The 24,383-nt window shown below is 65.3% G+C and carries 24 protein-coding genes; 10 read left to right on the top strand and 14 right to left on the bottom strand.

All coding sequences use genetic code 11. From position 1 onward, the window contains the following. Nucleotides 1-375: 375 nt before the first annotated feature. The gene (locus M2352_RS13070; RefSeq protein WP_264664916.1) at nucleotides 376-1,413 is read right to left on the bottom strand and encodes a threonine aldolase family protein; all 1,038 of its coding nucleotides are present in this window, start codon (nucleotides 1,411-1,413) and stop codon (nucleotides 376-378) included. A gap of 21 nt (nucleotides 1,414-1,434) precedes the next feature. Beyond that, nucleotides 1,435-1,776, bottom strand: a complete 342-nt coding sequence (locus tag M2352_RS13065; protein ID WP_264664915.1) for a hypothetical protein — start codon at nucleotides 1,774-1,776, stop codon at nucleotides 1,435-1,437. A gap of 18 nt (nucleotides 1,777-1,794) precedes the next feature. On the opposite strand from M2352_RS13065, the gene M2352_RS13060 reads away from it, so the two are divergent. Both M2352_RS13060 and rpoH read left to right on the top strand, forming a co-directional pair. Further along, nucleotides 1,795-2,886: an RluA family pseudouridine synthase gene (locus M2352_RS13060; protein WP_264664914.1), complete on the top strand. Its 1,092-nt coding sequence runs from the start codon at nucleotides 1,795-1,797 to the stop codon at nucleotides 2,884-2,886. A gap of 165 nt (nucleotides 2,887-3,051) precedes the next feature. After that, nucleotides 3,052-3,939 (top strand): RNA polymerase sigma factor RpoH, encoded by an 888-nt coding sequence (gene rpoH / locus M2352_RS13055; RefSeq protein WP_264664913.1) that lies wholly within the window; start codon nucleotides 3,052-3,054, stop codon nucleotides 3,937-3,939. A 207-nt stretch (nucleotides 3,940-4,146) separates the two neighbouring features. Here the strand turns inward: rpoH and M2352_RS13050 are convergent, their stop codons facing one another. The 3 genes from M2352_RS13050 to M2352_RS13040 are packed head-to-tail and all read right to left on the bottom strand — an operon-like array spanning nucleotide 4,147 to nucleotide 7,858. Next, entirely contained in the window at nucleotides 4,147-5,814 is a 1,668-nt protein-coding gene (locus M2352_RS13050; RefSeq protein ID WP_264664912.1) for a M48 family metalloprotease, read from the bottom strand. Then, a complete protein-coding gene (locus M2352_RS13045; protein WP_264664911.1) occupies nucleotides 5,811-6,170 on the bottom strand; it encodes a hypothetical protein in 360 nt (119 codons plus the stop codon). The genes M2352_RS13050 and M2352_RS13045 overlap by 4 nt, the downstream gene beginning before the upstream one ends. A gap of 29 nt (nucleotides 6,171-6,199) precedes the next feature. After that, nucleotides 6,200-7,858, bottom strand: coding sequence for a CHASE2 domain-containing protein (locus M2352_RS13040; RefSeq protein ID WP_264664910.1), 1,659 nt, complete (start codon nucleotides 7,856-7,858; stop codon nucleotides 6,200-6,202). Between the two features lie 302 nt (nucleotides 7,859-8,160). Here M2352_RS13040 and M2352_RS13035 point away from each other — a divergent pair, with 302 nt between their 5' ends. Then, entirely contained in the window at nucleotides 8,161-9,918 is a 1,758-nt protein-coding gene (locus tag M2352_RS13035) for a methyl-accepting chemotaxis protein (protein ID WP_264664909.1), read from the top strand. 6 nt (nucleotides 9,919-9,924) lie between these two features. Here M2352_RS13035 and M2352_RS13030 read toward each other — a convergent pair whose 3' ends face one another. The 3 genes from M2352_RS13030 to M2352_RS13020 all read right to left on the bottom strand — a co-directional run bounded on the left by M2352_RS13030 (nucleotide 9,925) and on the right by M2352_RS13020 (nucleotide 11,621). Next, nucleotides 9,925-10,758 (bottom strand): class I SAM-dependent methyltransferase, encoded by an 834-nt coding sequence (locus M2352_RS13030; RefSeq protein WP_264664908.1) that lies wholly within the window; start codon nucleotides 10,756-10,758, stop codon nucleotides 9,925-9,927. A gap of 129 nt (nucleotides 10,759-10,887) precedes the next feature. Further along, on the bottom strand, nucleotides 10,888-11,205 hold the full coding sequence (locus M2352_RS13025; RefSeq protein ID WP_264664907.1) for a hypothetical protein: 318 nt from the start codon (nucleotides 11,203-11,205) through the stop codon (nucleotides 10,888-10,890). An 89-nt stretch (nucleotides 11,206-11,294) separates the two neighbouring features. Beyond that, the gene (locus tag M2352_RS13020; RefSeq protein ID WP_264664906.1) at nucleotides 11,295-11,621 is read right to left on the bottom strand and encodes a hypothetical protein; all 327 of its coding nucleotides are present in this window, start codon (nucleotides 11,619-11,621) and stop codon (nucleotides 11,295-11,297) included. Nucleotides 11,622-11,935: 314 nt separating this feature from the next. Between M2352_RS13020 and M2352_RS13015 the strand changes: the two genes are divergently transcribed. Next, nucleotides 11,936-12,769, top strand: a complete 834-nt coding sequence (locus M2352_RS13015; RefSeq protein WP_264665360.1) for a protein phosphatase CheZ — start codon at nucleotides 11,936-11,938, stop codon at nucleotides 12,767-12,769. A 40-nt stretch (nucleotides 12,770-12,809) separates the two neighbouring features. On the opposite strand, the gene M2352_RS13010 is transcribed toward M2352_RS13015, so the two are convergent. Then, a complete protein-coding gene (locus M2352_RS13010) occupies nucleotides 12,810-13,670 on the bottom strand; it encodes a lytic transglycosylase domain-containing protein (RefSeq protein ID WP_264664905.1) in 861 nt (286 codons plus the stop codon). A gap of 376 nt (nucleotides 13,671-14,046) precedes the next feature. On the opposite strand from M2352_RS13010, the gene M2352_RS13005 reads away from it, so the two are divergent. Continuing rightward, a complete protein-coding gene (locus tag M2352_RS13005) occupies nucleotides 14,047-14,640 on the top strand; it encodes a sigma-70 family RNA polymerase sigma factor (RefSeq protein ID WP_319802035.1) in 594 nt (197 codons plus the stop codon). Nucleotides 14,641-14,714: 74 nt separating this feature from the next. Here M2352_RS13005 and M2352_RS13000 read toward each other — a convergent pair whose 3' ends face one another. After that, nucleotides 14,715-14,879, bottom strand: coding sequence for a DUF1328 domain-containing protein (locus tag M2352_RS13000; protein WP_264664904.1), 165 nt, complete (start codon nucleotides 14,877-14,879; stop codon nucleotides 14,715-14,717). Nucleotides 14,880-15,064: 185 nt separating this feature from the next. Between M2352_RS13000 and M2352_RS12995 the strand changes: the two genes are divergently transcribed. Beyond that, nucleotides 15,065-15,583, top strand: a complete 519-nt coding sequence (locus tag M2352_RS12995; protein ID WP_264664903.1) for a hypothetical protein — start codon at nucleotides 15,065-15,067, stop codon at nucleotides 15,581-15,583. Nucleotides 15,584-15,652: 69 nt separating this feature from the next. On the opposite strand, the gene rodA is transcribed toward M2352_RS12995, so the two are convergent. Beyond that, nucleotides 15,653-16,819, bottom strand: coding sequence for a rod shape-determining protein RodA (gene rodA, locus M2352_RS12990; RefSeq protein WP_264664902.1), 1,167 nt, complete (start codon nucleotides 16,817-16,819; stop codon nucleotides 15,653-15,655). A gap of 182 nt (nucleotides 16,820-17,001) precedes the next feature. On the opposite strand from rodA, the gene M2352_RS12985 reads away from it, so the two are divergent. Both M2352_RS12985 and M2352_RS12980 read left to right on the top strand, forming a co-directional pair. Beyond that, nucleotides 17,002-18,414, top strand: a complete 1,413-nt coding sequence (locus M2352_RS12985) for a YcjX family GTP-binding protein (RefSeq protein WP_264664901.1) — start codon at nucleotides 17,002-17,004, stop codon at nucleotides 18,412-18,414. Beyond that, on the top strand, nucleotides 18,411-19,511 hold the full coding sequence (locus M2352_RS12980; RefSeq protein ID WP_264664900.1) for a YcjF family protein: 1,101 nt from the start codon (nucleotides 18,411-18,413) through the stop codon (nucleotides 19,509-19,511). Before M2352_RS12985 ends, M2352_RS12980 begins: the two co-directional genes overlap by 4 nt. Here the strand turns inward: M2352_RS12980 and M2352_RS12975 are convergent, their stop codons facing one another. The 3 genes from M2352_RS12975 to M2352_RS12965 all read right to left on the bottom strand — a co-directional run bounded on the left by M2352_RS12975 (nucleotide 19,512) and on the right by M2352_RS12965 (nucleotide 22,641). Continuing rightward, nucleotides 19,512-20,069 (bottom strand): arsenate reductase ArsC, encoded by a 558-nt coding sequence (locus tag M2352_RS12975; protein ID WP_264664899.1) that lies wholly within the window; start codon nucleotides 20,067-20,069, stop codon nucleotides 19,512-19,514. Nucleotides 20,070-20,655: 586 nt separating this feature from the next. Then, nucleotides 20,656-22,017: a hypothetical protein gene (locus M2352_RS12970; RefSeq protein ID WP_264664898.1), complete on the bottom strand. Its 1,362-nt coding sequence runs from the start codon at nucleotides 22,015-22,017 to the stop codon at nucleotides 20,656-20,658. Between the two features lie 72 nt (nucleotides 22,018-22,089). Beyond that, a complete protein-coding gene (locus M2352_RS12965) occupies nucleotides 22,090-22,641 on the bottom strand; it encodes a BON domain-containing protein (protein ID WP_264664897.1) in 552 nt (183 codons plus the stop codon). Nucleotides 22,642-23,097: 456 nt separating this feature from the next. On the opposite strand from M2352_RS12965, the gene M2352_RS12960 reads away from it, so the two are divergent. Both M2352_RS12960 and purU read left to right on the top strand, forming a co-directional pair. Further along, nucleotides 23,098-23,265, top strand: coding sequence for a hypothetical protein (locus tag M2352_RS12960; RefSeq protein ID WP_264664896.1), 168 nt, complete (start codon nucleotides 23,098-23,100; stop codon nucleotides 23,263-23,265). A 235-nt stretch (nucleotides 23,266-23,500) separates the two neighbouring features. Further along, nucleotides 23,501-24,382 carry a formyltetrahydrofolate deformylase gene (purU, locus tag M2352_RS12955; protein WP_264664895.1) on the top strand — a complete coding sequence of 294 codons (882 nt, stop codon included), beginning with the start codon at nucleotides 23,501-23,503 and terminating at the stop codon, nucleotides 24,380-24,382. Nucleotide 24,383: the final 1 nt, after the last annotated feature.

Below are 24,383 nucleotides of genomic sequence, written 5' to 3'. Positions count from 1 at the left end.
ATAACGGAGAGGAGGAAACGTGAAAACCCGCGTGGGATGTGGCGGCCTTGTCCATACCACCGGGCAACCCCCTCCCCCTGCCGGATACGGCCCACGGCTGAGAGGCTCTCTCCATGGAGGGGCTACTCACTGCGCAGATATCTAACTTATTGATATAAAATACCTTATTTCGTCGTCATTCCCGCGAAAGCGGGAATCCAGGCGTGAGCCGCGATTAGCGGCGATATGAATCGCCTGAGGTTTTAGCGATGGAAACACCTTCTGGATTCCAGCCTTCGCTGGGATGACGATGAAAAGTTATTTTATATCAGTATGTTGCATAATGTGTGCAATGCGTGGCTCCCCAGAGGCGAGAGGAGGATTGCACGCGGCCTGTCAGCCCCGCACCGCCGCCACCGCCCCGTCCACCGCCCACGGCGGGGTGTCGAAGGCGGTGACGAAGCGCACCGACGCGCCGTCCCAGCGGTGGCACAGATAGCCCGCGGCCTCCAGCCGGGTCAGAACGGTGTCGGGCAGGGGTACGAAGACCTCGTTGGCCTCCACCGGGTGGACGGGCGGGTAGCCGGCGGCGGTCAGGCCATCGGCCAGACGGCGGGCCTGGGTGTTGGCGTGGGCGGCCAGACGCAGCCACAGGCCGTCCGTCAGCCACGCCTCCACCTGTGCGGAGACGAAGCGCATCTTCGATACCAGATGCCCGGCCCGCTTGCGGCGGAAGGCCAGACCCTCGGCACGGGCGGGGTCGAACACCACCAGAGCTTCGGCCATCATCGCCCCGCCCTTGGTGGCGCCCAGCGACAGCATGTCCACCCCCGCCCGCCACGTCACGTCGGCGGGGGAACAGCCCAGATGGGCCACGGCGTTGGCGAACCGCGCCCCGTCCATGTGGACCGACAGGCCGAAACCGCGGGCCGCCGCACTCAGGGCCGTGATTTCATCGGGGGTGTAGACGGTGCCGGCCTCCGTCGCCTGTGTGATGCTCAGGGCCGCGGGCTGGGCGTGGTGGACAATGCCGATGCCGGCCCGCTCCAGCGCCGCCGTCACCGTGTCCGGGGTCAGCTTGCCGTGGGCGCCGGGCAGCCCCACCAGCTTGGCGCCGCCGGTGAACGCCTCCGGCGCGTTACATTCGTCGGCGGTGATGTGGCTTTCCTCGTGGCACAGCACCGCCCCCCACGGCGGCACCAGCCCGGCCAGCGCCAGCGCGTTGGCGCCTGTGCCGGTGACCAGCGGGAACACCGCCACCTCCCGCTCGAACAGGGCGGAAAGCTGCGCCGTCAGCCGGGCGGTCCAGGGGTCGGCGCCATAGGACGGGGCGGTGCCGGTGGACGCCGCCGTCAGCGCCGCCATCACCGCCGGGGCCACCCCGGCCACGTTGTCGCTACGGAAATCGTAACCGCGGGGAAGGGGGCCGGTCATGGCGGGGGCTTTCGTGTCCGGTTACGGCGTCTTGGCGCCGGTGGTCAGGGTGGGGGTCACCCCGCCCGTGCGGGGGTCGAGGGTGTAGAGCCGGTCGGGGCCGTCGGGGATGCTCACCTGCACCACCACGCGGTTGCCGGTGGACACCATGCCGGCGATGCGGGCACCTTGGGGCAGGCCCAGAGCCACCTCGCCGCCGGGGGCGGGGGTGACGGTGCGGTCCTCAACCGCCTCGCGTGCATCCTTGGCGGCGTCGCGGGCTTCGTGGTTGGTGAAGCGCTTGACGACCTCCACCCCCAGATAGGCATATCCGGCCAGAATGAACACACCCATGATGATCATAGCCGCTTTGAGAACGCGCACGATAGGGAATCCGATCCGGTGAACAGGGACGAAGAACACGCCGCCAGCCTCCCGGACGATGCCCTTGCGGGCCTGGACGCCGACCTGGACGACGAGGATGCCGCCGCCGGCGGGGCCGCGGAGCATCACAGCGTCACCGTCACGGCGGACACGGCGGGCGCGCGGCTCGACAAGCTGCTGGCCGACGGCATCGCCGGCCTGTCGCGGTCGCGGGTCCAGGCCCTGATGGAACAGGGCCGGGTGGTGGCCGATGGCCGGACCATAACCGACGCCTCCCAGCGGGTCAAACCCGGCCAGACCTTCGCCGTCACCATTCCCGCCGCCGCCGCCCCGGTGCCCCGGCCCCAGGATATCCCCCTGGCCGTGGTGTACGAGGATGCCGACGTGCTGGTGCTGGACAAGCCGGCGGGCATGGTGGTCCACCCCGCCGCCGGCAATCCCGACGGCACGCTGGTCAACGCCCTGCTGTTCCATTGCGGCGCCAGCCTGTCGGGCATCGGCGGGGTACGCCGCCCCGGCATCGTCCACCGGCTGGACAAGGACACCAGCGGCCTGATGGTGGTGGCCAAGAACGACCGCGCCCACCACGGGCTGACCGCGCAATTCGCCGACCGCAGCCTGTCGCGCACCTACCGCGCGCTGGTCTGGGGCATCCCGTCCCCGGCGAAGGGCCGGATCGAGGCGCCCATCGGCCGCTGCCCCACCGACCGCAAGCGCATGGCGGTGACCGCCCACGGCGGCAAGCCCGCCGCCACCCGCTACCGCGTGGTCCGCGCGTTCGAGGGCGCCAAGCGCGGCCAGGGGGTGGCGCTGGTGGAATGCACCCTGGAAACCGGGCGCACCCACCAGATCCGCGTGCACATGGCCCACATCGGTCACCCGCTGGTGGGCGATGCGCTCTACAGCCGCGGGCGCACGGGGCGGGCCGGCGGCGCCAACGCCGGCAGCCTGCCCGACGCGGTGCGCGATGCGCTGACCGGCTTTCCGCGCCAGGCGCTGCACGCCGCCGCCATCCGCTTTGTCCATCCCGGCAGCGGGGAGGTGGTGAGTTTCGATTCGCCCTTGCCGGAGGATTTCACGGCCCTGTTGCACAGTCTGGAATCGATTTAGGTGGACGTACCCCTTTTTGAATGCGGGATATTGCCCCATATAGAACCCGGCACCTTGGCAATAGGCCGGGTGCGGGCGTAGACTCCCCGGCAAACGGCCGCCGGGGCGCCCGCCAGTATGGCGCAGCACAACCCCAGGGCCGAAGGAGAGAAGGGTCCGTCACGCATGGCCACGTCCGGCAATCTTCCCGTCATCGGGGCGGAGAGCAATCTGTCGCGGTATCTCCAGGAGATCCGCAAGTTTCCCATGCTGGCGCCCGAAGAGGAATACATGCTGGCCAAGCGCTGGCAGGAGCATGACGACACCGACGCCGCCCACCAGCTCGTCACCAGCCATCTGCGTCTGGTGGCCAAGATCGCCATGGGCTACCGCGGCTACGGCCTGCCGTTGTCGGAACTGATTTCCGAGGGCAACGTGGGCATGATGCAGGCGGTCAAGCGGTTCGACCCCGACCGCGGCTTCCGGCTTGCCACCTATGCCATGTGGTGGATCCGGGCGGCCATTCAGGAATACATCCTGCATTCCTGGTCGCTGGTGAAGATGGGCACCACCGCGGCCCAGAAGAAGCTGTTCTTCAACCTGCGCCGGCTGAAGGGCCAGATGCAGGCCATCGACGAGGGCGACCTCAGCCCCGAACAGGTGACCAAGATCGCCACCGACCTGGACGTGCCCGAAGGCGACGTGGTGCAGATGAACCGCCGCCTGAGCGCGCCGGACCATTCCCTCAACGCCCCCCTGCGTGCCGAGGGGGAGGGGGAGTGGCAGGACTGGCTGGTGGACGAAAGCTCCAACCAGGAACATGTGCTGGCCGAGGACGAGGAACTGGGCAAGCGCCGCACCCTGCTGACCGCGGCCATGGCCCATCTGAACGAGCGTGAGCGCGACATCCTGGCCGAACGCCGCCTGCGCGACGAGCCCACCACCCTGGAAGACCTGTCGCAGAAATACGGCATCAGCCGCGAACGGGTGCGCCAGATCGAGGTGCGCGCGTTCGAGAAACTGCAAAAGGCCATCCGCACCGCCGCGGCGGAACAGAAGCTGATCGAGGAGTAAGGACCGCCTTCCGCCGGGGGGATCCCGGCGGAAGGCGGCGGACAGGCCGTGATGGTTCCGTGCCCCTCAGATGTGGGCTGGCCCCTCAGATGTGCGCTGGCCCCTTGGCGCCCACGTGCCGTCTGAAGCCTGCCGGTCAACGGCCCGGTTCGAACAGCGGGGATCCGCTGCGAGGTTGATGGACCGCACCGGTGATAGAACCGCCGATCAGAATGGTAAGCTTGCCTTACCCAATATATCCTTTAGAAAATTGTTGTTCGATCCCGTCAGTTTCACGAGAGGGTTGCTCTCGATTTCCTTGCCATCCTTGTCTTCAGGCCGTGCCGCAAGATAGCAGGCCCGTCCGATTGCGGCATCCCCCGTGGCGTCGCATTCCGACAATGCCCGCAAGGTGCCGGCCTTGTCCTTGTTCTTGGCCATAGCGCCCGCCCGTGTCACGAGGAACGGTTCGCGTGTGCAGAAGCGTTTTTCCGCTTCGTCAAGAACGGATAAAGCCCGCCGGGGTTGGTCAAGCCGTGTCAAGAGTGTGGCGACCATGGTGAATGTCCCTGGCGTTGCTTCTTGGTGGCGTTTTGCGGCCTCGGCATGATGCAATGCCTGTTCGAGTTTGCCATCCGCTTCGGAAAGACGGGCTTTGGTCATCAATCCCAAGACGGGCAAAAGGCGCTGTAATTTTTCATTATTGGCGGCCTTGGCGGCGGCTTCAGGATTTTGGTTCATGATTGCGTTTTCCGCATCATTGTAGGCGCTTATCGCCTCCATATAATCTTTCACGGCTTTTCGGATTGACGATTTTTCCGTGAAAGGAGACGGCTTGGAGGGCGGTACTTCCGCATTCTTCCACAGGCTGTCTTCGTATTTGCCGGCCGTTTCCCGGCGCTTTACGATCGGATCGTATCTTTCAGCCCAGGGGCTTAAAATATCACCGATCATGTTTTCGAGTTTGGGGCCGAATACGGAAGCTGCGGTCAAAGACAGAGAGGTAATGCTCTTGTCTGGCGGTTTGGCATCGCGAAGGGCAAGAGCTGTTGCTAAGGCGACGCTTTGGCTGACTGCGCCTTTCAATACAGCGATTTCTTTATTTTTAATATCCTCGGCCTTGTGCAGCCGATCATAGAAGCCGCCGGTGCCGTTTACGGATTGTTTCGTATCCATCAAACGGTCGTAAGCAAACAGATCGGCATAGGTTTCCTGCTCCCGGCTATAAAGCGCATCGCCGACTTCGGCATACAGTGAAGACAGAATGCGCATTCCGGCTGCCGAGGCCGCAACGGTGTTCATGTCTCCTGGGCCGAGATCGGATCGGAACCGCGGGGCCGCATTCTGCCCTGCATTTATTTGATGGGTGTTTGCGAGAACCACGCCCAGCGAGATCCCATCGTTGATCTGGCTGAAGGTTCGGCGGGTTTCAAGCTGGCGTTGGCGCCGCTCCCCGATATGGCCAAGAGAGGCATGGGCCATTTCATGGGCGACCATAAAGGCGATTTCATCCCGGGTTTCTGCGCCCGCCAGCACCCCAAGATTGATGAAGATCTGATTATGGATGTTGGTGAATCCGTTGTACCGATCATTTGCAACAATATAAATGTCGATCGGTGGCATTTCCCTGGTTGCCGTCCAGCCGGTGCGCACATCGTCGAGAATGCGGCGTAATTCTCGATTCAGTTCAGGGCTGTTTATGATCTGACGTTCTTCAAGCAGGTGGGGACCGCGGATCGCTGTGCATTGTGGCGGTGATGGTGCCTGCTGGATCGTTCGGATCGCGGTTTCAATTATTTTGGGGTCTTGAGTAACCCGCGTGGTTGGGGTCGAGATGCACCCGGCCAAACTCATGGCCAGAGTGGTAGCGGAAAAAAATGTCAACCGGCGCATCATTTTGGCTTCCCCATATCAACCGGGCAGCCACTCGGGCCAGCACCCGCATTGCCTGCCGAGATGCTGTTACCGCCAGAGATAGAAAATGCACATGATGGCTTAGGAAGTATGATGTGGCGCCGTTGCAAAGACAGCCTTTGCCCTTTCACCATTACCCAATATTTTTCATGTTCTTCATCAGCGAGCAAAGGGAATTTCATATCGTCTGACGATAGTGTCGTGCTGTTACCCTGTGCGTCCATGGCTGGGATTGAGGAGCGGGCAAAACCGGAAATCTCCACCTGGCTTCCGGCCCAAGCGGGTGCTGGAAAAAGGCTGGCGGCCGTCAGCAAGATTTTCAAGATATCGGATCTCATGGGAAAGCCTCTTGTCTGATTAATAAGTGTCAGGAGTCTGCCTCATCGAGAGCGGGTATGCTTTTCATGGCAAGAGTTATGGCGAGGGTGGTGGTGAATACCATCTGTTCCGTTACATTTATGCTTGTAATTGATGGTATCATATAACCCATAAAAAAATAAATATATGGCATTGCAATTGTCAGAGCAAAGAATCCGGCAGCGCCAACAATTAGTTTTTCTTTTTTTGCGGCCACAATGACAGAAAATATAAAAATTGCATGAATTAATATATCAAAAATATCACTGCTTGACACCATGATGTATTCATCTGGTTTTTCAGGATGATCAGGCCCATAATTCAAAAGCGTTTCCAGGGCAACAGCATGAATGAAAACACCCGGCATATTCCCGTAGATGGGCGTTGGCCATTGATCTATCCCATCAAAAGCCATCCCTATCAGAACGACTCTGTCTTTAATCGCCGATTGCAGCGAATTGGAAGATTTAATATTTGTTGGCATGATAATATCGGATGCATGAATGGTGACGATATGGGGGCATGAAATACCTTGCGCGAACATTCCATTTTCATCCAGATGCTCAGGTCCTGAGTTCGAAAATGCAGGAAGAAAAAACATATTCCGAAAATATGGCGTGTCAAAAATTCGAGGAAAAGCTGTTATTGGTAAAATACCAATAGATTGTATTATCTTTTTCCCAATGAAGTCAGATTTTTGAACAATGCATCCTGTTTTTTTGAAATCTTCAATTAAGCTTTCTGATTTTGGGGAGCTGTAAAATGACCAGCGGGGCAGCAGGGCACGATCAAATTTTTCTTCAATTGCTTTTTTTATAGTGTCTTGGCGGCTGATGCGGGGAGCAACCCATTCGGTGGGCGGAGTGAGGAACTGAGAATTCTCCTTGCACCATGCGGGTCCAGCCGGCCGCCCCGGTGTTTCACGGCATACTTCGCGTGCAAGGGCCGTGGCAGGCAAGGAACTTGCGATGCTCAGAACATCCCCCGCCTGATTCATGGGAATTGAATGCAGGGTATGTAGAGGATAAAGGCGCCGGTCGTCGCGCAGGGGCCAATCAATGTAGGTGCGCCGGTCGCCGGCAGCATCCCGCAGCCGGGGGAACAGGGCGCTTGGTTGGCATTTGGGACTGGGGATCTGATGCCCTGATGACGGATAGGCGGTATCCGGCGACCATTCCAGACAATCCCCATCCAAAAGGGATCGCCTCAGAGCGTTCTGTCCATGGTCGGCGAGAAAAATACGCGGGCTTGCCGGAATATCATGTTTTACAAGGGCCGCCAGGTCACTTTCTTTTGATTTCGAGCGGTCAACCCCAAAATAAACATCAACAAAAATTGCTAATGGATCATATTCTGAAATTGAGGTAAGGAGATTGCTCCATAAATTAAATGATGGTGGCCACGTTTCATTCGCATCATTTAGTGTTTTTAAGTCTACGAGGACGATTGCTATTCGATCTGATTCATTCGCCGGCGTAATTATTGCGTGAAGCCTATCGAACATATTCTGGGATGCTATGGAGGTGATGGCAGACAATCCGAATGGATCAAGAAGAATTAACAATAAAAAAGAAAAAGACTCCAGAAAAACTCTCAGTGCCCCTCGGCGCTTCCAGTCAAGTTCCTGTATTTTATTCAAAATAACAGGAATGTATTGCGATTTCAGCATGAGGGCGGCCCATTTTATCATACTGTTATATGCATTTGCTCGTCTCCCTGATTATCTCAAAATGCGGACAAGTCGTAAACCTAAGATGGGGAGAAAAGAAACATGCTGCCTATACGCCATAAGCATAAAATTTATCGGAAATAAATTTTCGTCGGCCTTTGATGCGTATGCCTGCCCTGTCCACGGCGCACAAAGGTTATCCGCTCCTTAACCTTTTATCATTCTCTACGCCTTATAATATAAGCCATAAGGAACAACAAGATTGCGCGGCTGCCGGAAGGGCCCGCGGAGGAAGCGTCATCATGGGCACACTCGGAATCCGTGGGAAAATCGGGCTTATCCTTGGGGTCAGCGTCGTCGGGCTGCTGGTGGTGATCGGGCTGGCGCTGTTCGCCCTGCGCGGACAGATGGTCGGGGACCGGCAGGCCAAGGTCCGCGATCTGACCCAGGCCACCTTCACCCTCGTCACCCATTTCGCCGACGAGGCCAAGGCCGGGCGCATGGCCGAAGACGCGGCCAAGGCCGCGGCGCTGAAGGCCGTGTCGCAGATGCGCTACGGCGACGGCGACTATTTCATGATCCTCGATTCGGCGGGCAACACCATGGCCCACCCGGTTCCGGCCCAGGTGGGCAAGAACATGTGGAACGTCGCCGACGCGCAGGGGGTCTTCTTCACCCGCGACATGATCGGCACCGCCAGGGCGAAGGCGGAGGGCGGCTTCGTCGGCTATGCCTTTCCCCGTGCCAACGACCCGGCGAAACAGCCCAAGCCGAAGCTGAGCTACGTCCGCTATTTCGAGCCGTGGGACTGGACCATCGGCACCGGCATCTATGTGGACGACATCGACACCGCCTTTTTCCAGCAGGTGTGGAAACTGGGGGGCACCTGCCTCGTGATCCTGGCCGCGGGCGTGGGCGTCACGCTGCTGATCGGGCGGGCGGTGGTGCGGCCGATCCCGGTCATGCAGGCGGTGATCAAGGCCGCCAGCGACGGCGACCTGACCCGCGACGCCGCGGTCAGCGGGCGGGATGAGTTGGCGGTGATGGCCCAGGATTTCAACGGGCTGATCGGCACCCTGCGCACCAGCATCGCCCGTGTGGGCGAGGCGAGTGCGGCCGTCTCCTCCGCGTCGGTCGAACTGAACGCGTCGGCCGCCAACATGAACCGGCAGGCGGCCAGCATGAACGAACGCGCCGACGGCATCGCGCACGCGGTGGACGGGGTGGTCGGGGCGGTGGGCGACCTGTCGGCCATCGCCGAGGAACTGGCGGCCAACGCCGAAACCGTGGCGTCCGCCGCCGCCCACATGGGCCATTCCATCAACGAGGTGTCGCGCCACGCCACCGACAGTTCCCAGGTGGCCCACCGGGCGGCGGAAGCGGCGTCGCAGGTGCGCGGCGTGCTGTCCTCCGCCGATCGGGCGATCACCGAGGCGGTGGAGAACATCCGCGGGCTGGCCCAGGCCAGCGGCGAGATCGGCGCGGTCATCAAGGTCATTTCCGAAATCGCCGAACAGACCAACCTGCTGGCGCTGAACGCCACCATCGAGGCGGCGCGGGCGGGCGAGGCCGGCAAGGGCTTCGCCGTGGTGGCGGGGGAAGTCAAGACGCTCGCCAACCAGAGCGCCAAGGCCACCGAGGATATCGAGGCCCGCATCACCACCACCCAATCCATGACCGACCGCAGCGTGGCGTCCATCGACACCGTGGCCCGGATCATGGAGCAGGTGCGCGGATCGGTGGAATCCATCAACCACGTGATCGGCGAGATCGACGGCATCGCCGCCTCCATCGCCCGCGAGGTGGACCAGCAGAGCGCCACCACCGCCGAGATCGGCCGCAACGTGTCCCAGGTCGCCGCCGCCGCCAAGGAGGTGGCCAAGGACACGGTGCAGACCTCCACCCAGGCGCAGGTGGTGAAGGACGCGGTGGGCTTCCTGGCCCGCATCGCCGCCGAAACCGCGGGCGGGGCCAGCCAGACCACCGCCGCCGCCAACGAACTGGGGCGGCTGGCCACCAGCCTGGATCACCTGGTCGGACGCTTCCGGCTGAACGGGTGACGGTCTTCAGGCGGTTCCGGTGACGATGCGGATGTGGACGGGCAAGGCAACGACCCCGTCCACCGCCGCGTTGCGGAAGCGGGTCTCGACCGACGCCTCCACCGCCGCGCGGCGGGCGGGGGCCAGCCCCGTCAGCCGGGTGCCGAAGCTCATCTCAAGCTGCGCCTTCCAGAAAGGCGCGCCGGCGCGGGCCTTGCCCTCCGGCATCAGGGGCGTGGCGGCGACGGCGGTGAAGCCCGCCGCCTTCATCGCCGTTTCCAGGCTGCCGGGGGCGGCGTAGCGGAACAGCGGCCCCAGCCCCGGCCCAGCGTCCGGCCCCAGCACGGCGTCAACGCCGTCGTTCAGGAGGCGCAGCAGGGCGTTGCCGGCCAGCGGCCCCCACACCATGAAGGCCGCGGTGCCGCCGGGACGCAGCACCCGCCGCACCTCGGCCAGGGCGGCGGCGGCATCGGGAACGAACATGATGCCGAAACGGCAGACCACGTGCCCGAACGCCCCGTCCGCGAAGGGCAGGGCGGTCATGTCGGCGGCGGCGAAGGACACGGCGGTCCCGCCGGCCTCTGCCCGCCGGGCGGCGCCCTCGGCCATGGCCGGCACCAGATCGGTGCCCACCACCAGCCCGCCCGGCCCCGCCGCGACCCGCCGCCCGGCGCTCAGCGCCGGTTCGCCGGCCCCGCAGGCCAGATCCAGCACCCGCCCGCCCGCCGTGACCCCGGCGGCGTCCAGCAGCGGCTGGTTGATGCGGTCGGCCAGATCGGCCATGGGGTCGGCCCAGCGTTCCCACGCGGGCGCGCTGGCGGTCCAGCGGGCGCGCTCGGCATCGCGGTCGGGAATGGTCATGATCGGTGCGGCATGGCTGTTGGGACAGGGCCGCCACTATCGGGGAAGGCCGCCCAAACCGCAACGGTCCGGCCCGAGAGTCCCCGTGTGAGTCACGCTTCAAACGATTCCGTTTGAACCGATCACACTCTAATGCAGCATCCGCGGCGCCCCGCCGGGGCGGGCCGTGCCGTCGGTGTCGGCGACCCGTTCGCCCAGGGCAGCCAGTTCCTCCGTCATGCGGCGGTTGGCTTCCAGCAGGGCCAGGATGCGGGCGTCGGCGTCCTGCTGCTGGCGGGTCAGGGCGGCGATGGTGCCGCGCAACGCGCGGATGTGCTGCGCCTGCCGCAGGCCATGATCGTTCAGGCTGCGCCGGATGGACCCCACCGCCACCAGAACCACCACGCTGATGGTGACGCCGGCGGCGATGGTGACGATGGCAAGGGCGGTCAGCCAATCCATGGTCATGGCAAAAGAGGGAACCGGAAACGTCGGATGGACCAAGCATCGGGGCAAAGGCCCCGCGCCGTCAAGGCCGCATCCGGGACCGGATGCGCTTATGCCGCGGGCGCGCGCTCCGTCGGGTGGCGGATGTCCTTCAAATGGTCGCCCAGGGCGCGCAGAACCGGCATCACCCGCTGCATCTGGTCCGCCGTGACATGGGCGTCGGTCTTCAGCACGATGGACGGCGCCTCCGCCATCAGGCGCTGGGCGCGCATAGGGCCGACGGTTTCGTCCAGGAACATGGCCATTCCCATCAGCATGCCCAGCGTCACATCGTCCGGTGTCTGGGGATGGGCGAGAACGCCGTGCAGTTCCTGCAGCAAGGTGTACGAGACGATGGAGGTCCGTTCGATGGTATCGACGTCGGCAGCCTTTGGCATCCGCAAGATCCTTATTCCCGTAAGGCGGGCGTTACGGACGGGATCTTAGGCGATGGGGGGTAACCAAACGATTAACCATGGGCCTGGCCGTTATGGTTATTTTTCGTGATTGCGGCGGCGTGACGCAGAGGCGCCGGACGTTTGTTGCGTAATATGCGCCGCTGCCGGCACCGGCATACCGCGTCCGGGCGGCCGATCACCTTCGTATGGCTTCGTGGTTGTCTTGTCGAGGTGATTCAGGAAATATCACCGACGTATCGGCCGGGTGCCCGATCCTCCCTTTGTGCCGCCCGTTTCAGGAGTATGGCGTGACCATGGATACCGTTGCTCTCCCTGACGAGGATTACCGGCAGATCGCGGCCTTCATCGCCCGCACGCCCAAGGGGCGGGCCTTTCTGGACGAGCACGCCCGCCGTGCCCGCAGCATGGGCATCGACGAGGTACAGGGGCTGGTCGGCCAGCTTCGCAACGCCTGGCTGGAGCACGAGGCGGCATCGCAGGCGGTGCGCCACATCAACGTGCTGCGCCACGAGTTGCAGGACATGAGCGCGTCCATTTCCCAGGCGCGGCGGGAAATCGCGGCGATCCGGCCCAAGGATGTGGAGAACGACCGCATCACCACCGCCGCCAACGAGCTGGACGCCATCGTGATGTCCACCGAGCGCGCCTCGTTCGAGATCCTGAACGCCGCCGAGCACATCATGGATGCGGCGGGCAAGCTGCGCGCCGCCGCGGCGCCCGCCGCCCTGTGCGATATTCTGGACGCGGAGGTGATGAGCATCTTCACCGCCTGCTCGTTCCAGGATCTGACCGGCCAGCGCACCACCAAGGTGGTCAACGCCCTGCGCTACATCGAACAGCGCATCCTGGCGATCATGGAAATCTGGGGCGTGGTGGAGGTGGCCGCCGCCGATCTGCCCGCCGGGCCGGTGGACACCCGCCCCGACGCCCATCTGCTGAACGGTCCCAGCGACAACGGCGTCAATCAGGACGACGTGGACCGGCTGCTGAACGGCGATGCCTTTCCCTGCGCGCCCGCGGCGGCGCCGTGCGCCCCGTCGGCACCGGTGGCGGCCAAGCCGGCCCCGGAGGATGAAAATCCCCCGCCGCCGCTGGACCAGTCGTCCATCGACGCCCTGTTCGGCTGAGGTGTCCGGCTGAGGTGAAAGCCGGGGGCGGGCCGGGGGGTCAGCGGTCCCGGCGGGGGGCGGCGAAGGACAGCTCGGCCACCAGTTCCCGCCCCACGCCCGCCGACCGGGCGGCGGTGCGGTCGAAGGGATGGCGCGCCGGGCGGTACAGGCTGTGGACCTTGACCACGTAGTCCTGCGTCTCGCGGTAGGGCGGGATGCCGCCGTATTGCCGCACCGCCCCTTCGCCCGCGTTGTACCCGGCCAGCGCCAGGGTGACGTCGCCGTCGAAATGGGCCAGCAGCCAGCGCAGGTATTTCATGCCGCCGCGGATGTTGTCCTCGGCGTCGAAGACGTTGGCGACGCCGAAGCGTTCGGCGGTTTCGGGGATCAGCTGCATCAGCCCCATGGCGTTCTTGTCCGACACCACCCCGGCGCGGAAATTGGATTCCACCGCGATCACCGCCAGGACGAGATCGGGGTCCAGCCCATAGGCGGGGGCCATCTTGTGCACCAGCGCCTTGATGGCCGCGGGCGGGGGGGACGGCACCATCACCGCCCGCCCGGCCGGGAGGGTGGTGCAGCGGGCCGCCGGCACCGGCTTCGCCGCCGCGCGGACGGCGGAGATCAGGGCGCTCTTTTCCTGATTGAGCGCGACGGTCACGCGGCGGCTGCCCTTGCCGGAAGCGCGGCTGTCCAGGATGCGGTCGCGGACCGCGGTGCAATAGGCCTGGCGCACGCGGCCCCGCTTGTCGTCCTTGGCCAGACGGTCCTGCAATTCCTGACGGGCGCGGGGGCTGCCCTTGGCGGCCAGCGCCTCCAGGGCCGCGATTTCCCGTTCCATCATTCCGGCGGCGGCCACGGCGGGGGCGCCGCCGGCCACCGCCCCGGCAAGGCAGGCGGCAACGATCCAGTGCTTCATGGTGCGGGGGTGTCCTGTTACGGGCTTCGGCGGTTCATCCGGTCATCGGCCGAATGGATGGGGCCGCAGGGGTACGTCGGTGGTGATGAAACCAGCGCCGAAAGGGGGGTCATGGCTGTTCCGCGGCTTGTCCATCCTGTGCTGCAAAGATGGATGCTCTGCCATGCAATGAAACTGATCTTCGGGGGTGCCCCGGACTTTCGTACCAGTCGGTTTAATCCATGACTTAGGCAGTAAGCCCAGGGTTACTGTTCCGCATTTAGCCTTTTTATCAATGGAAACGGCAGCGGCAGACCTTACCTGATATTCAACGACAGCGTTTGAATGTCTGGGAGATGTCATGCGCACTTTGCACGCAGAGGCCGGCCGGAAGCACGTGCCTGAACGGTGCAGTCCGCTCATCACCGCTTCGGCTGAGACGGCCGCGGCCGGCCCCGCCGATGCGGGCGCGGTTCCGCCCCGCGCCGTCATCATCGGCCAGATCGAACAGGAAATCCCCCGTCTGCGCCGCTTTGCCCGCGCCATGGTGCGCGATGCGGTCCTGGCCGACGATCTCGTCCAGGAATGCCTGGAGCGGGCGTTGAGCCGGCTGCATCTGTGGCAGCCGGGGACCAACCTGCGGGCATGGCTTTTCACCATCCTGCGCAACCTGCACATCAACGGCATCCGCCGCCGCCAGAGCGTGGTGGACATCGACGACGAGGCGCAGGCCGCCATCGGCTCGGCGCCGGGATCGCAGATGGACCGGCTGGAGCTGCGCGACCTGCGCCGGGCCTTGCAGCTCTTGCCCACCGAACAGCGCGAGGTGGTGCTGCTGATCGGGCTGGAGGGCATCAGCTATGGCGAGGCGGCGGATATCCTCAAGATCTCCATCGGCACGGTCAAATCCCGCCTGTCCCGCGGCCGGCGCGCTTTGCGTCTGCTGATGGAGGGCTACACGGCGGCGGAGGCGGCACGGGACGCCGCCTGACCCCGCCCCCTCCCCATACGAAAACGGCAGCACCCGGTGGGAATGCTGCCGTTTTTCGTTGTGGGGAAGGTGGGCTAACGCCGCCGTACGAAACCCATGATCAGGCTGACGGCGAAAAGAACCAGGAAGATGAAGAACAGAATCTGCGCAATCCCGGCGGACGCCGAAGCAATACCGCCAAAGCCCAAAGCCCCCGCCACCAGGGCGACAACCAGGAACACCAAGGCCCAATAGAGCATGACCCTTCTCCTTTACCGGGAAAGACCCCGTGCCGTGCGGCAGCGGCGGTTCCGATAGGCACAACATCGCCGCCGCGCCGTGGTTCCCCACCATCCCTCCTCACCGAAGGGGGTAGGAAACCGGAACCGGGGCCGCGGTGTTGACTCCGGTGACCGTGCCGTTATGAACAAACAGGAGGAATCCGATGCTGAAACCGATGCTGACCGGGGCCGCCGTCGCCGCCACCCTGTTCGCCGCGCCCCTGATGGCTCAGGACGGCGTGACCATGACCGATCCGGTGTCCACCAACTGGGCCGACAACTGGTCGGTCAACGGAACCGCGACCCCGCCCATGGACGCGACCGGCGCCTATCCCCAGGGCACCTATGGTTCGACCGGGACCATGGATCAGGGGGCCATGGGCTCGGGCTCCGCGGGCTCCTCGGGCACGTCCATGGGCGGAACCGGTGCGATGACGGCGGGCCGTGTCATGATCGACGTGGGCAACGACACCTCGATCCGCGAGCGGCGCGGGCGCGGCCAGAACATGACCGAGCTGACCCAGACCTCGCTGCTGAACAGCTTCAGCTCGGCGGGCTTCATGGGCGTGCGCAATTTCCACAAGGACGGCGACCGCTATATGGCCGAGGCCCAGCAGCGCGACGGGTCGTGGACCACGGTGGAGATGGACGCCAAGACCGGGACCATCCGGTCGGCGCGTTGAGGCCGGCATGAAAAAAGGGCGGACGGGGGTGGTGAGGCATCCCCGTCCGCCCTTTTCCGTTTCGGGCCCTCACAAATCGCTGATGCCCGACCGTGGAATGCGGATCTCCCGGTGGACCGACACGCTGAGCAGGAAGCCCACGCAGATCAGCAGCGTCATCATCGCCGTGCCGCCATAGGACACCAGCGGCAGCGGGATGCCCACCACCGGGATCAGGCCCATCACCATGGCGACGTTGACGAACATGTACAGGAAGAACTGGGTCGTCAGTCCCACCCCCACCAGCCGTCCGAACTGGTTGCGGGCCGACAGCGCGATGACCACGCCGTACACCAGCATCAGGCAATAGAGGAACAGCAGGGCCAGCGCCCCGGCCATGCCCAGCTCCTCCGCCAGGACCACGAAGATGAAGTCGGTGTGCTTTTCCGGCAGGAACATGAGCTGGCTCTGCGAGCCCATCATGAATCCCTTGCCGAACAGCCCGCCGGATCCCAGCGCGATCTTGGACTGGATGATGTTGTATCCGGCCCCCAGCGGGTCGGTTTCCGGCTCCAGGAAGGTATAGACGCGCTGGCGCTGGTAATCGTGCAGCATCTCCCACCCGATGGGGATCACCGCCAGCCCGGCGCCGATGGCCAGCAGGAATTTCCAGATCCGCACGCCCGCCGCGAAGAAGATCGCCCCGCTGCCCATGATCAGCAGCAGCGACGTGCCCAGGTTGGGCTGAAGCAGCACCAGACCGACCGGGGCGAACACCAGGATCAGCGGCGGGATCAGCATCAGCGGGCGCCCGATCTGTTCCAGCGTCAGCCCGTGGAAATAGCGGGCGAGCGCCAGGGCCAGCGCCGGCTTCATCAGCTCCGACGGCTGGAGCACGAAGAAGCCCAGGTTGATCCAGCGCTGGGCGCCCATGCCGATATGGCCCATGATCTCCACCGCCACCAGCAGCAGGAAGACCACGCAATAGATGCCATAGGCAAAGCGCATCCACAGCCGGATGTCCACCAGCGCGATGATCAGCATCAGCACGAAGCCGGGGGCGAAGCGGATCATCTGCGACTTGGCCCACGGATCCCATTGCCCGCCGGCGGCCGAATAGAGCATGGCGATGCCGACGCTGGTGATCAGGCAGACCAGGAACACCAGCCCCCAGTTGATCATGCGGATCTTGGTGCCGAGGGTGAGCTGCGGGCGCTGCGGCGTCAGCCCCCCGTCCTGAGGAAGTGCCACGAACATGATGCAAGGTGTCTCTTGGTGCTGTGCGCGGGCGGAGTGTGCCCCAGGTGACCCGGCGGGGTAAAGCGCCCCCTGTCCGCCCGCCGCGGCGGGGCAGCCCTGCGGCGGGTGTCTTTACGCCAAGGCCGGTCCCCCCCATATGCGGAACCGCCGACCGCTTTTCCTGATCGAGATCCCTGCCCGTGCGCTTTCCCGACCTGACCGACCTGACCGATGCCGGCACCCGCCTGTTCGACCGTGTGGAGGGGCTGGCGGGCCGGGCGCTCGAACGCAACCTGCGGCTGGGCGTCACCGGCCTGCGGCGGTCGGGCAAGACCGTGTTCATGACGGCCCTGGTGGACAATCTGCTGCGCGGCGGGCGGCTGCCGTTCCTGGACGTGGCGGCGTCGGGGCGGCTCTTGGGCGCGCGGCTCCAGCCCCAGCCCGACGCCGACGTGCCCCGCTTCGACGTGGAGCGCCACCGGGCGGCGCTGACCGGCCCCGATGCCCGCTGGCCCGATCCCACCCGTGGCATCAGCCAGTTGCGCGTGGCGGTGCGGTTCCGCACCGGCAGCACCGTGCGGCGGGTGGTGCAGCCGACGGTGACGCTCAACCTCGACCTCATCGACTATCCCGGCGAATGGCTGATGGACCTGCCGCTGCTGGCCCTGTCCTATGGGGAATGGAGCGCGCAGACGCTGGCCTTGGCCGAGCGGGGCGCGCGGGCAGCGCTGTCCGCCGGCTGGCGCGGGTGGCTCGCCGCCATCGACCCGGCGGCCCCGGCGGAGGAGGAGGCGGCGCGGCGCGGGGCCGCCCTCTACACCGCCTATCTTCACGCCTGCCGCGCGGCGGACACGCTGCTCAGCATCATCCAGCCCGGCCGCTTCATCGAGCCGGGTGATCTGGAGAACGCGCCGCTCCTGACCTTCTGCCCGCTGCCGGGGGAGGCGCGCGGGCGTGGCAGCCTGTGGGCGCTGATGGAGGGCCGTTACGACGCCTACAAGACCCATGTGGTGCGCCGTTTCTTCAGCGAGCATTTCGCCCGCCTGGACCGTCAGGTGGTGCTGGTGGACGTGCTGGGGGCGCTGAACGCCGGGGCGGACGGGGTGGGCGACATGAAGCGCGCCCTGGAAACCAGCCTGGAGCCGTTCCGCCACGGCAGCGGCGGCTGGCTGGACTGGCTGTTCGGCACGAAGATCGACCGGGTGCTGTTCGCCGCCACCAAGGCCGACCACATCCCCGCCGACCAGCACGGCGACCTGCGCCGCCTGCTCGACACGCTGGTGGCCGACGCCCGCGCCGCCATCCGTTTCGACGGGGCGGCGGTGGACACCATGGCCATCGCGTCGCTGAAATGCACCGAGACCGTGGCGGTGGAGCACGAGGGGCGCACGCTGCGCTGCGTCCAGGGCTATCCCGTCGGGCGCGACAGGCCCACCGTGCTGTTCCCCGGCGAAATCCCGGAGGGCCATGCCATCTTCCCGCCGGGACAGGAGGCGCCGTACCGCTTCCTCGATTTCCGCCCGCCGCCCGGCACCGGGGCGGACGGGCGCGGGCTGCCCCATGTACGGCTGGATCAGGCCATGCAGTTCCTGATCGGCGATCATCTGGAGTGACCGGGACCATGAACCGCGACCCCAAGGCGCAGGGCCACCGCTGGACCGCCCCCCTGGAACTCGACCCCGAGACGCTCGGCCCGGACAAGCCGGCCCCGCCGGTGGACGAGGCCGAACCGCCCCGGCGCCGCCCGGCCCCCGGCCCCGTGGAGATGCCGGTGGAGCGCGCCATGCCGGTGCCCGCCGACGAACCGCCCCTGGACGGCGATCCGGCCCAGCCCCTGGCCACCCTGCTGGACCGGCCAAAGAGCCGGGTGGGGCGGTGGCTGGCCGGGGCGGTGGCGGCGCTGCTGCTGGTGGCGGTGGGCTTCGACACCGCCGACCTGTTGCAGCGGTCGTTCGCCACCAGCGTGGCGCTGGGCGGGGTGGTGGCGCTGCTGGCGGCGGTGGCGGCGGTGGCGTCGGTCACGCTGGTGGTCAAGGAATTGCTGAGCCTGCGCCGGCTGCGCCGCATCGACGCCCTGCGGGGGGAGGCGGGGGCGCTGGCCCTGGCCGGCGGGCACAGCGGGGCGGAGCGGTTCACCGGCAACGTCGCCGGCCTGTACGCCGGGCGGGCCGATCTGGCCCCGGCGCTGGCCCGCTTCCGCGAAGCGGTCACCGACGCCCATGACGACGGCGAGGTGGTGCGGCTGCTGGACCGGGAACTGCTGGCGGTGATCGACAGCCGGGCGTACCAGATGGTGCTGCGCGCGTCCCGCGACACGGCGGTGGGCACGGCGCTGAGCCCGGCGGCCATCCTGGACCTGCTGATCGTGCTGTGGCGGAACCTGAAGCTGGTGCGGGAGGTGTCGGGGCTGTACGGCGCCCGGCCCGGCTATCTGGGGTCGCTGCGGCTGTTGCGCAAGATGCTGGCCAATCTGGCCGTCGCCGGGGTGACCGAAAGCGCCCACCACGTGGCGGTGGAAGCGCTGGGCGGCACGTTGGCCGCCGCCATTTCCACCCGTGTGGGGCAGGGGGTCATCAACGGCCTGTTGACCGCGCGGGTGGGGCTGGCGGCCATGCACCTGTGCCGCCCGGTCCCCTTTGGCCCGGCCAACCGGCCGAGCCTGGGGCGCATCCGGGCGGAACTCCTGTCCTTGCCCAAGCAGGTGCTTTAGTTAGGCGCCGGCCTGGATCAGCGCGTCGTCGCTGGCGCGTTCGCCACCGATGCGCGACAGGTGCTTTTCCAGGGTCAGCTTGTCCAGCCCCTCCACCCGCAGGCTGGCGAAGATCTTGATGCGGCTTTCCAGCTCCACATAGACGCGGCGGAAGGCGCGGATGGCCTTGTCCTCCCCTTCCGTCATCGCGGGGGCGGGGTCTTCCACGCCCCAGTGCGCGGTCATGGGCTGGCCCGGCCACACGGGGCAGACCTCGCCCGCGGCGTTGTCGCAGACGGTGAAGACGAAATCCATCACCGGGGCGCCGGCCACCGCGAACTCGTCCCAGCTTTTGGAGCGCAAGCCCTCGGTCTTGTGGTTGAAGGCCTGGAGCGTGCGGATGGCGAAGGGATTCACCGTGCCGCTGGGCCGGCTGCCGGCGGACCAGGCGTTGAAGCGCCCGTTGGACCAGCGGCGGAGCAGGCATTCGGCCATGATGCTGCGGGCCGAATTCTGAGTGCAGAGGAACAGGACGTTGTAGACCTTGGCGGGCTTGGAGGCACCGGGGGTGAGGGCCATGGCGGTAACTCGCGTCGTCGGTTCCGGGGAAAAGGCTCCCCAGCCTCATACCCCCCTCGCCCCGCCGGCCCAAGCCAAGGTTTTGTGACGGTGGGGGTGGTTCAATCGGTGGATTGGGACGCCGTCAGCCGTTGGCGCTGGATATCCAGGTTCAATTGCGAGGTGACACGGGCAAGATCGAGGACGTGGCGCCGAGGATGCAGATCGGTGTTCCGATCCAGCCAGGGAAGCACTTCGGCAAGCCGCCAGAGGCTTGGGCTTCCTGTATAAATGGGCTCGGAGAAGGGGATTGGGACGGATTTGATCTCTCCCGCGGCGTTCTTCCGGGCTCCGTTCTCAGGCACGCGGGGCGTGCTCCGGAGAGAGAGTTGGCAAAACTCGCCGCACGGGCATTCGGCATCGTTGTGCGGGCAACGAAGCATCCCCCCAGCAATGGCCGTGCCCCTTGACGGATGTCCAGCCGTGGTTTTCCGCGTACGCGACCGCTTCTTCGATTGCTTTTTTCGAATGGCGGCGCGGAGCAAGCCAATCTCCGTGTAAAGACCGTGGGAAGGCGGCGTTCAGTTGTCAATCGACAACCAAGCGCTTAATCCAGCATCGGCAGCCCGGTCTCGATCCTGACCAGGGCGGCCAGCAGCGGCGCGCCCGCGTCGCGGCGGATGAAGTTGCTGGCGCGGTCGGTGACGTTCAGCGCGGTCTGGAAGGTGGCACGCCAGCGGTCGTCGTTGTAGAGCACCCGTTCGGCCTTGGCGCGCTGGGCCAGCAGCACCGGGCGGCGTTCGCGGTCGTCGGCGGCCAGACGCTTCAGCCGTCCCATCAGCTCCTCCGCCCCCGCGCGGTCGTTGCGCGTCAGGGCGGCGTCGATCAGCTCGGCCAGGGCTTCGGCCTTCAGGTCGGGGTCGTCCATCTGTTCGGTGTAGGCGGCGGCAAGAGCGCCGTTGCCCCGGCGGGACAGACGGCCCAGGACGGCGGGCACGGTCCAGGGGTTGTCCTCCTGCACCGTGCGCAGCAGGCGCAGCGCCAGATTGGGGTCGCCCAGATCGGCGGCGGCCACCGCCAGTTCCGGCGGGCAGCAGTCGCCCTTCTTCTCCTGGAAGCGGGAGAACTGGTTTTCCACGGTGTTGAGGAACAGGGTGCGGGCCGGCGCCTCCTTGCCGGCGCGCAGCAGCGTCTGGGCCACCAGCCCCAGCTCCCACGAGCAGGCGTGGGATGCCGCGTACTGCTTGGCCTCTTCCGCCAGACGGTCGGTGGTGGCGGTGTCGCCGCGCCACGCGGCGGCCTTGGCGATGTCGGCCAGATTGTAGATACGGGTGGAGCAGTCGGGGAACTGCCGCGTGATCTCCAGCGCCAACTGGGTCTGTCCCATCAGGGCCAGGGCGCGCGACACGAACAGATCCTCGCCCGCGTCGGTGCTGGTCACGCCGCGGCGCACGGCGCTGACGAACGGGGCCATGATCTCCCGGGCCCGTGCCGTGTCGCCCAGATGGTGATAGGCCACCGCCAGCGACAGCCAATCCCAGCGGGCGGTGGAGACCGGGGCTTCCACCGGCGGCAGGAAATCGCTGATGCGGTGCAGGAAGCACAGGGACGACAGCGCCTCGTTGCACACCAGCGCCTTGACCCGTGCGCGGAATTCGAAGAAGTCGAAATCGCCGACGAACTGGTTGGTGACGAGCTGCACCGCCAGCGCGCTGTCGGGATACTTGATGATGATCTCGTTGAAGATGCGGTCGGCATCCTTCAGCAGCCGGCTCTCCTCCTGCACGTCGTAGGTGGCGTCGGCCTGGCGGATGATCTGCATGGCCTGCACGAACAGCCGGTTGGCCGGGCTGGTGTCCTGGGCGAAGGCGCTGGCCGGCAACACGGCGGCACCGGCCAGCGCCAGCACCGCCGCCAGCAGGGCAAGCCAGGAACGGACGGAAAGGGCGGAAGCGGTTGCGGCAGCCATAGCCATAGCGGGGACGGTGGCAAGGGGGGGCGGATGGGCGGAAGCGGCAAACGCCGTCACGGGCCGTGCGGGTCAGCGCGGCCGGACGTAGTTCACCACCTTTTGCACATAGGGTGTGGAGCGGGCGTGTTCGAGAACACGGTCCACCTCGTCCTGGCTTTTCGACAGGCCCATCAGGTAGACCACGCCGTTCACCACGTCGATGGAGTAGTTCTGCGACGACACGCCGCCGTCGAACAGCAGCTTGGTGCGGAGCTGGGTGGCGATCCAGGTGTCACGGGCGGAATCCAGCAGCGTGCTGTCGTCGTCCACCTGGATTTCATTGATGACCTCGGTCACGCCGTTGACCTGCCAGACCAGCCGCACGGCGTCCAGCCGCTGCTGGGCATCGCTGGCGCGCCCGGTCAGCAGCACCCGGCCATGGGTGACGGTCAGGCTGAGCCGGTTCATCATGTCCAACGAATGATGGAACCAAAGCTGGTTGATCTGGGCGCGGATGTCGGTGTCGGACACGAAGGCGGTGACGCCGCCCTCACGCGATGTGACCGAGGCGGTGCCGGCGACGGCCGCCCCGCCCACCACCAGCGGCGCGCAGCCGGCGGAGAGCGCCGCTGCCACAGCCATTGCGAGGATTCCGATCAGGCGCGGCCAAGCCGTCACTCCACCCTCCGTTCCATCGGCTGAAAACGAGGCAAATCGCTGTGTCGAACAAGTCACGGCTGTGTCGGGAAAGCAATGAGTTTTTGCCCTCCGCGACGAAAAGATTCAGCAGTGAGGCGCTAATGCTGCACTTGCGCAATCCAGCCGGCGTTCCGGTGGCCGGTCCTGGAGTCGCGGCGGAGTCGTTTCGGAGTCGTGGCCCGGTTTGCGGCCCTGTCGGCGATGGTGCAATGCAATAAAAATACCCGCGTTCCGATCGCTTGTCCTGACAGACCATAAAGTGGTGGTTTCATCGTCAAAAGAGGAGGGGGGTGTGGCCGTCCAAACGGGATATGTGCCCCAACAGACACACCCCAAACACTTTCTTGAACGAGCGTGTGATTTGAATTAATGTTTTCCCGACAGTCTCAGGAGGTCGCGATGTTGACGAAAGCCCTTTTCAACATCATCCGGCAGGAACAGCGGGAAGTGGAAACCGAGCTGGAGCGGGAGGAACGCCGTCCCGCGCCCGACACCCGGCGCATCGGCGCCCTGCGCCAGCAGGCAACCAGCCTGCGGCGGGAGCTTGAACATTTCTCCAATGTATAATTTTTCCTGCTGAACCCGTGCTTTCCGGCCCTCTTTTGCCCATCCGGGCGAAAGGGGGTTTTTCTTTGCCGGGGCCGCGGGTGCCCTCTGGACGGGCCGGTGGCGCGAAACCCGGCCATCGCACGCCTGGGGTGTCGAGGACAGGTGAATCCCCCCGCCGGTTTGTGATAGGACAGGCATCCGCTTATCCCATCCCCGGGATGCGGTTTCCGTCTTTCACCGGGTTCGCCACGCCATGTCCGATCACGCCACGTCCGCCAACGGCACCGAATACATCCTGACGATCTCCTGCCCCGACACCGTGGGCATCGTTTTCGCCGTGTCCGGTTTCCTGGCGGAGCGAGGGTGCAACATCATCGACAGCGCCCAGTTCGGCGACCGGGTGACCGGCCTGTTCTTCCTGCGCATCCATTTCTCCGCCGCGGGCAGCAGCCCGGCGAAGACGGCGCTGGAAGGGGCCTTTGCCGAGTTGATCGCCACCCCGTTCCGCATGTCGTGGAAACTGCACGACGCCACCCGTCCGCAGCGGGTGATGATCATGGTGTCGAAGTTCGGGCACTGCCTGAACGACCTGCTGTACCGCTACCGCCTGGGCTACCTGCCCATCGAGATTCCGGCCATCGTGTCCAACCACCGGGATTTCTACCAGCTTGCGGCGTGGCACAACGTGCCGTTCCATTACCTGCCCGTCACCGCCGACACCAAGCAGGCGCAGGAAGAGCGCCTGTTGGAGATCATCGACGAGGAGCGGGTGGATCTGGTGGTGCTGGCCCGCTACATGCAGGTTCTGTCGCCGTCCCTGTGCGCCACGCTGGAGGGACGGGCGATCAACATCCACCATTCCTTCCTGCCCAGCTTCCGCGGGGCGAAGCCCTATCACCAGGCTTACGCCCGCGGGGTGAAGCTGATCGGGGCCACCGCCCACTATGTCACGTCCGGCCTGGACGAAGGCCCGATCATCGACCAGGAGGTGGAGCGGGTCGATCACACCCTGACCCCCGACGATCTGGTCGCCATCGGCCGCGACATCGAAAACGTGGTGCTGGCCCGTGCGGTCAAATACCACGTCGAACACCGCGTGCTGCTGAACGGCAACAAGACGGTGGTGTTCAAATAAT

The sequence above is a fragment of the Azospirillum fermentarium genome (assembly GCF_025961205.1).
Classification (GTDB): domain Bacteria; phylum Pseudomonadota; class Alphaproteobacteria; order Azospirillales; family Azospirillaceae; genus Azospirillum; species Azospirillum fermentarium.
Note: the sequence above shows the minus strand (reverse complement) of the source record. Positions and strands in the feature narration are given on the sequence as shown.

Excerpts from the sequence above, each read along its gene's own strand:
- M2352_RS13025 (WP_264664907.1), bottom strand. The coding sequence starts at position 11,205 with ATGACCATGGATTGGCTGACCGCCCTTGCCATCGTCACCATCGCCGCC.
- M2352_RS13015 (WP_264665360.1), top strand. The coding sequence starts at position 11,936 with ATGGATACCGTTGCTCTCCCTGACGAGGATTACCGGCAGATCGCGGCC.
- purU (WP_264664895.1), top strand. The coding sequence starts at position 23,501 with ATGTCCGATCACGCCACGTCCGCCAACGGCACCGAATACATCCTGACG.
- M2352_RS13010 (WP_264664905.1), bottom strand. The coding sequence starts at position 13,670 with ATGAAGCACTGGATCGTTGCCGCCTGCCTTGCCGGGGCGGTGGCCGGC.
- M2352_RS12975 (WP_264664899.1), bottom strand. The coding sequence starts at position 20,069 with ATGGCCCTCACCCCCGGTGCCTCCAAGCCCGCCAAGGTCTACAACGTC.
- rodA (WP_264664902.1), bottom strand. The coding sequence starts at position 16,819 with ATGTTCGTGGCACTTCCTCAGGACGGGGGGCTGACGCCGCAGCGCCCG.
- M2352_RS13030 (WP_264664908.1), bottom strand. The coding sequence starts at position 10,758 with ATGACCATTCCCGACCGCGATGCCGAGCGCGCCCGCTGGACCGCCAGC.
- M2352_RS12995 (WP_264664903.1), top strand. The coding sequence starts at position 15,065 with ATGCTGAAACCGATGCTGACCGGGGCCGCCGTCGCCGCCACCCTGTTC.
- M2352_RS13020 (WP_264664906.1), bottom strand. The coding sequence starts at position 11,621 with ATGCCAAAGGCTGCCGACGTCGATACCATCGAACGGACCTCCATCGTC.
- rpoH (WP_264664913.1), top strand. The coding sequence starts at position 3,052 with ATGGCCACGTCCGGCAATCTTCCCGTCATCGGGGCGGAGAGCAATCTG.
- M2352_RS12960 (WP_264664896.1), top strand. The coding sequence starts at position 23,098 with ATGTTGACGAAAGCCCTTTTCAACATCATCCGGCAGGAACAGCGGGAA.
- M2352_RS12965 (WP_264664897.1), bottom strand. The coding sequence starts at position 22,641 with ATGGCTGTGGCAGCGGCGCTCTCCGCCGGCTGCGCGCCGCTGGTGGTG.
- M2352_RS13035 (WP_264664909.1), top strand. The coding sequence starts at position 8,161 with ATGGGCACACTCGGAATCCGTGGGAAAATCGGGCTTATCCTTGGGGTC.
- M2352_RS13000 (WP_264664904.1), bottom strand. The coding sequence starts at position 14,879 with ATGCTCTATTGGGCCTTGGTGTTCCTGGTTGTCGCCCTGGTGGCGGGG.
- M2352_RS13070 (WP_264664916.1), bottom strand. The coding sequence starts at position 1,413 with ATGACCGGCCCCCTTCCCCGCGGTTACGATTTCCGTAGCGACAACGTG.
- M2352_RS13050 (WP_264664912.1), bottom strand. The coding sequence starts at position 5,814 with ATGATGCGCCGGTTGACATTTTTTTCCGCTACCACTCTGGCCATGAGT.
- M2352_RS12970 (WP_264664898.1), bottom strand. The coding sequence starts at position 22,017 with ATGGCTGCCGCAACCGCTTCCGCCCTTTCCGTCCGTTCCTGGCTTGCC.
- M2352_RS13040 (WP_264664910.1), bottom strand. The coding sequence starts at position 7,858 with ATGCTGAAATCGCAATACATTCCTGTTATTTTGAATAAAATACAGGAA.
- M2352_RS13045 (WP_264664911.1), bottom strand. The coding sequence starts at position 6,170 with ATGAGATCCGATATCTTGAAAATCTTGCTGACGGCCGCCAGCCTTTTT.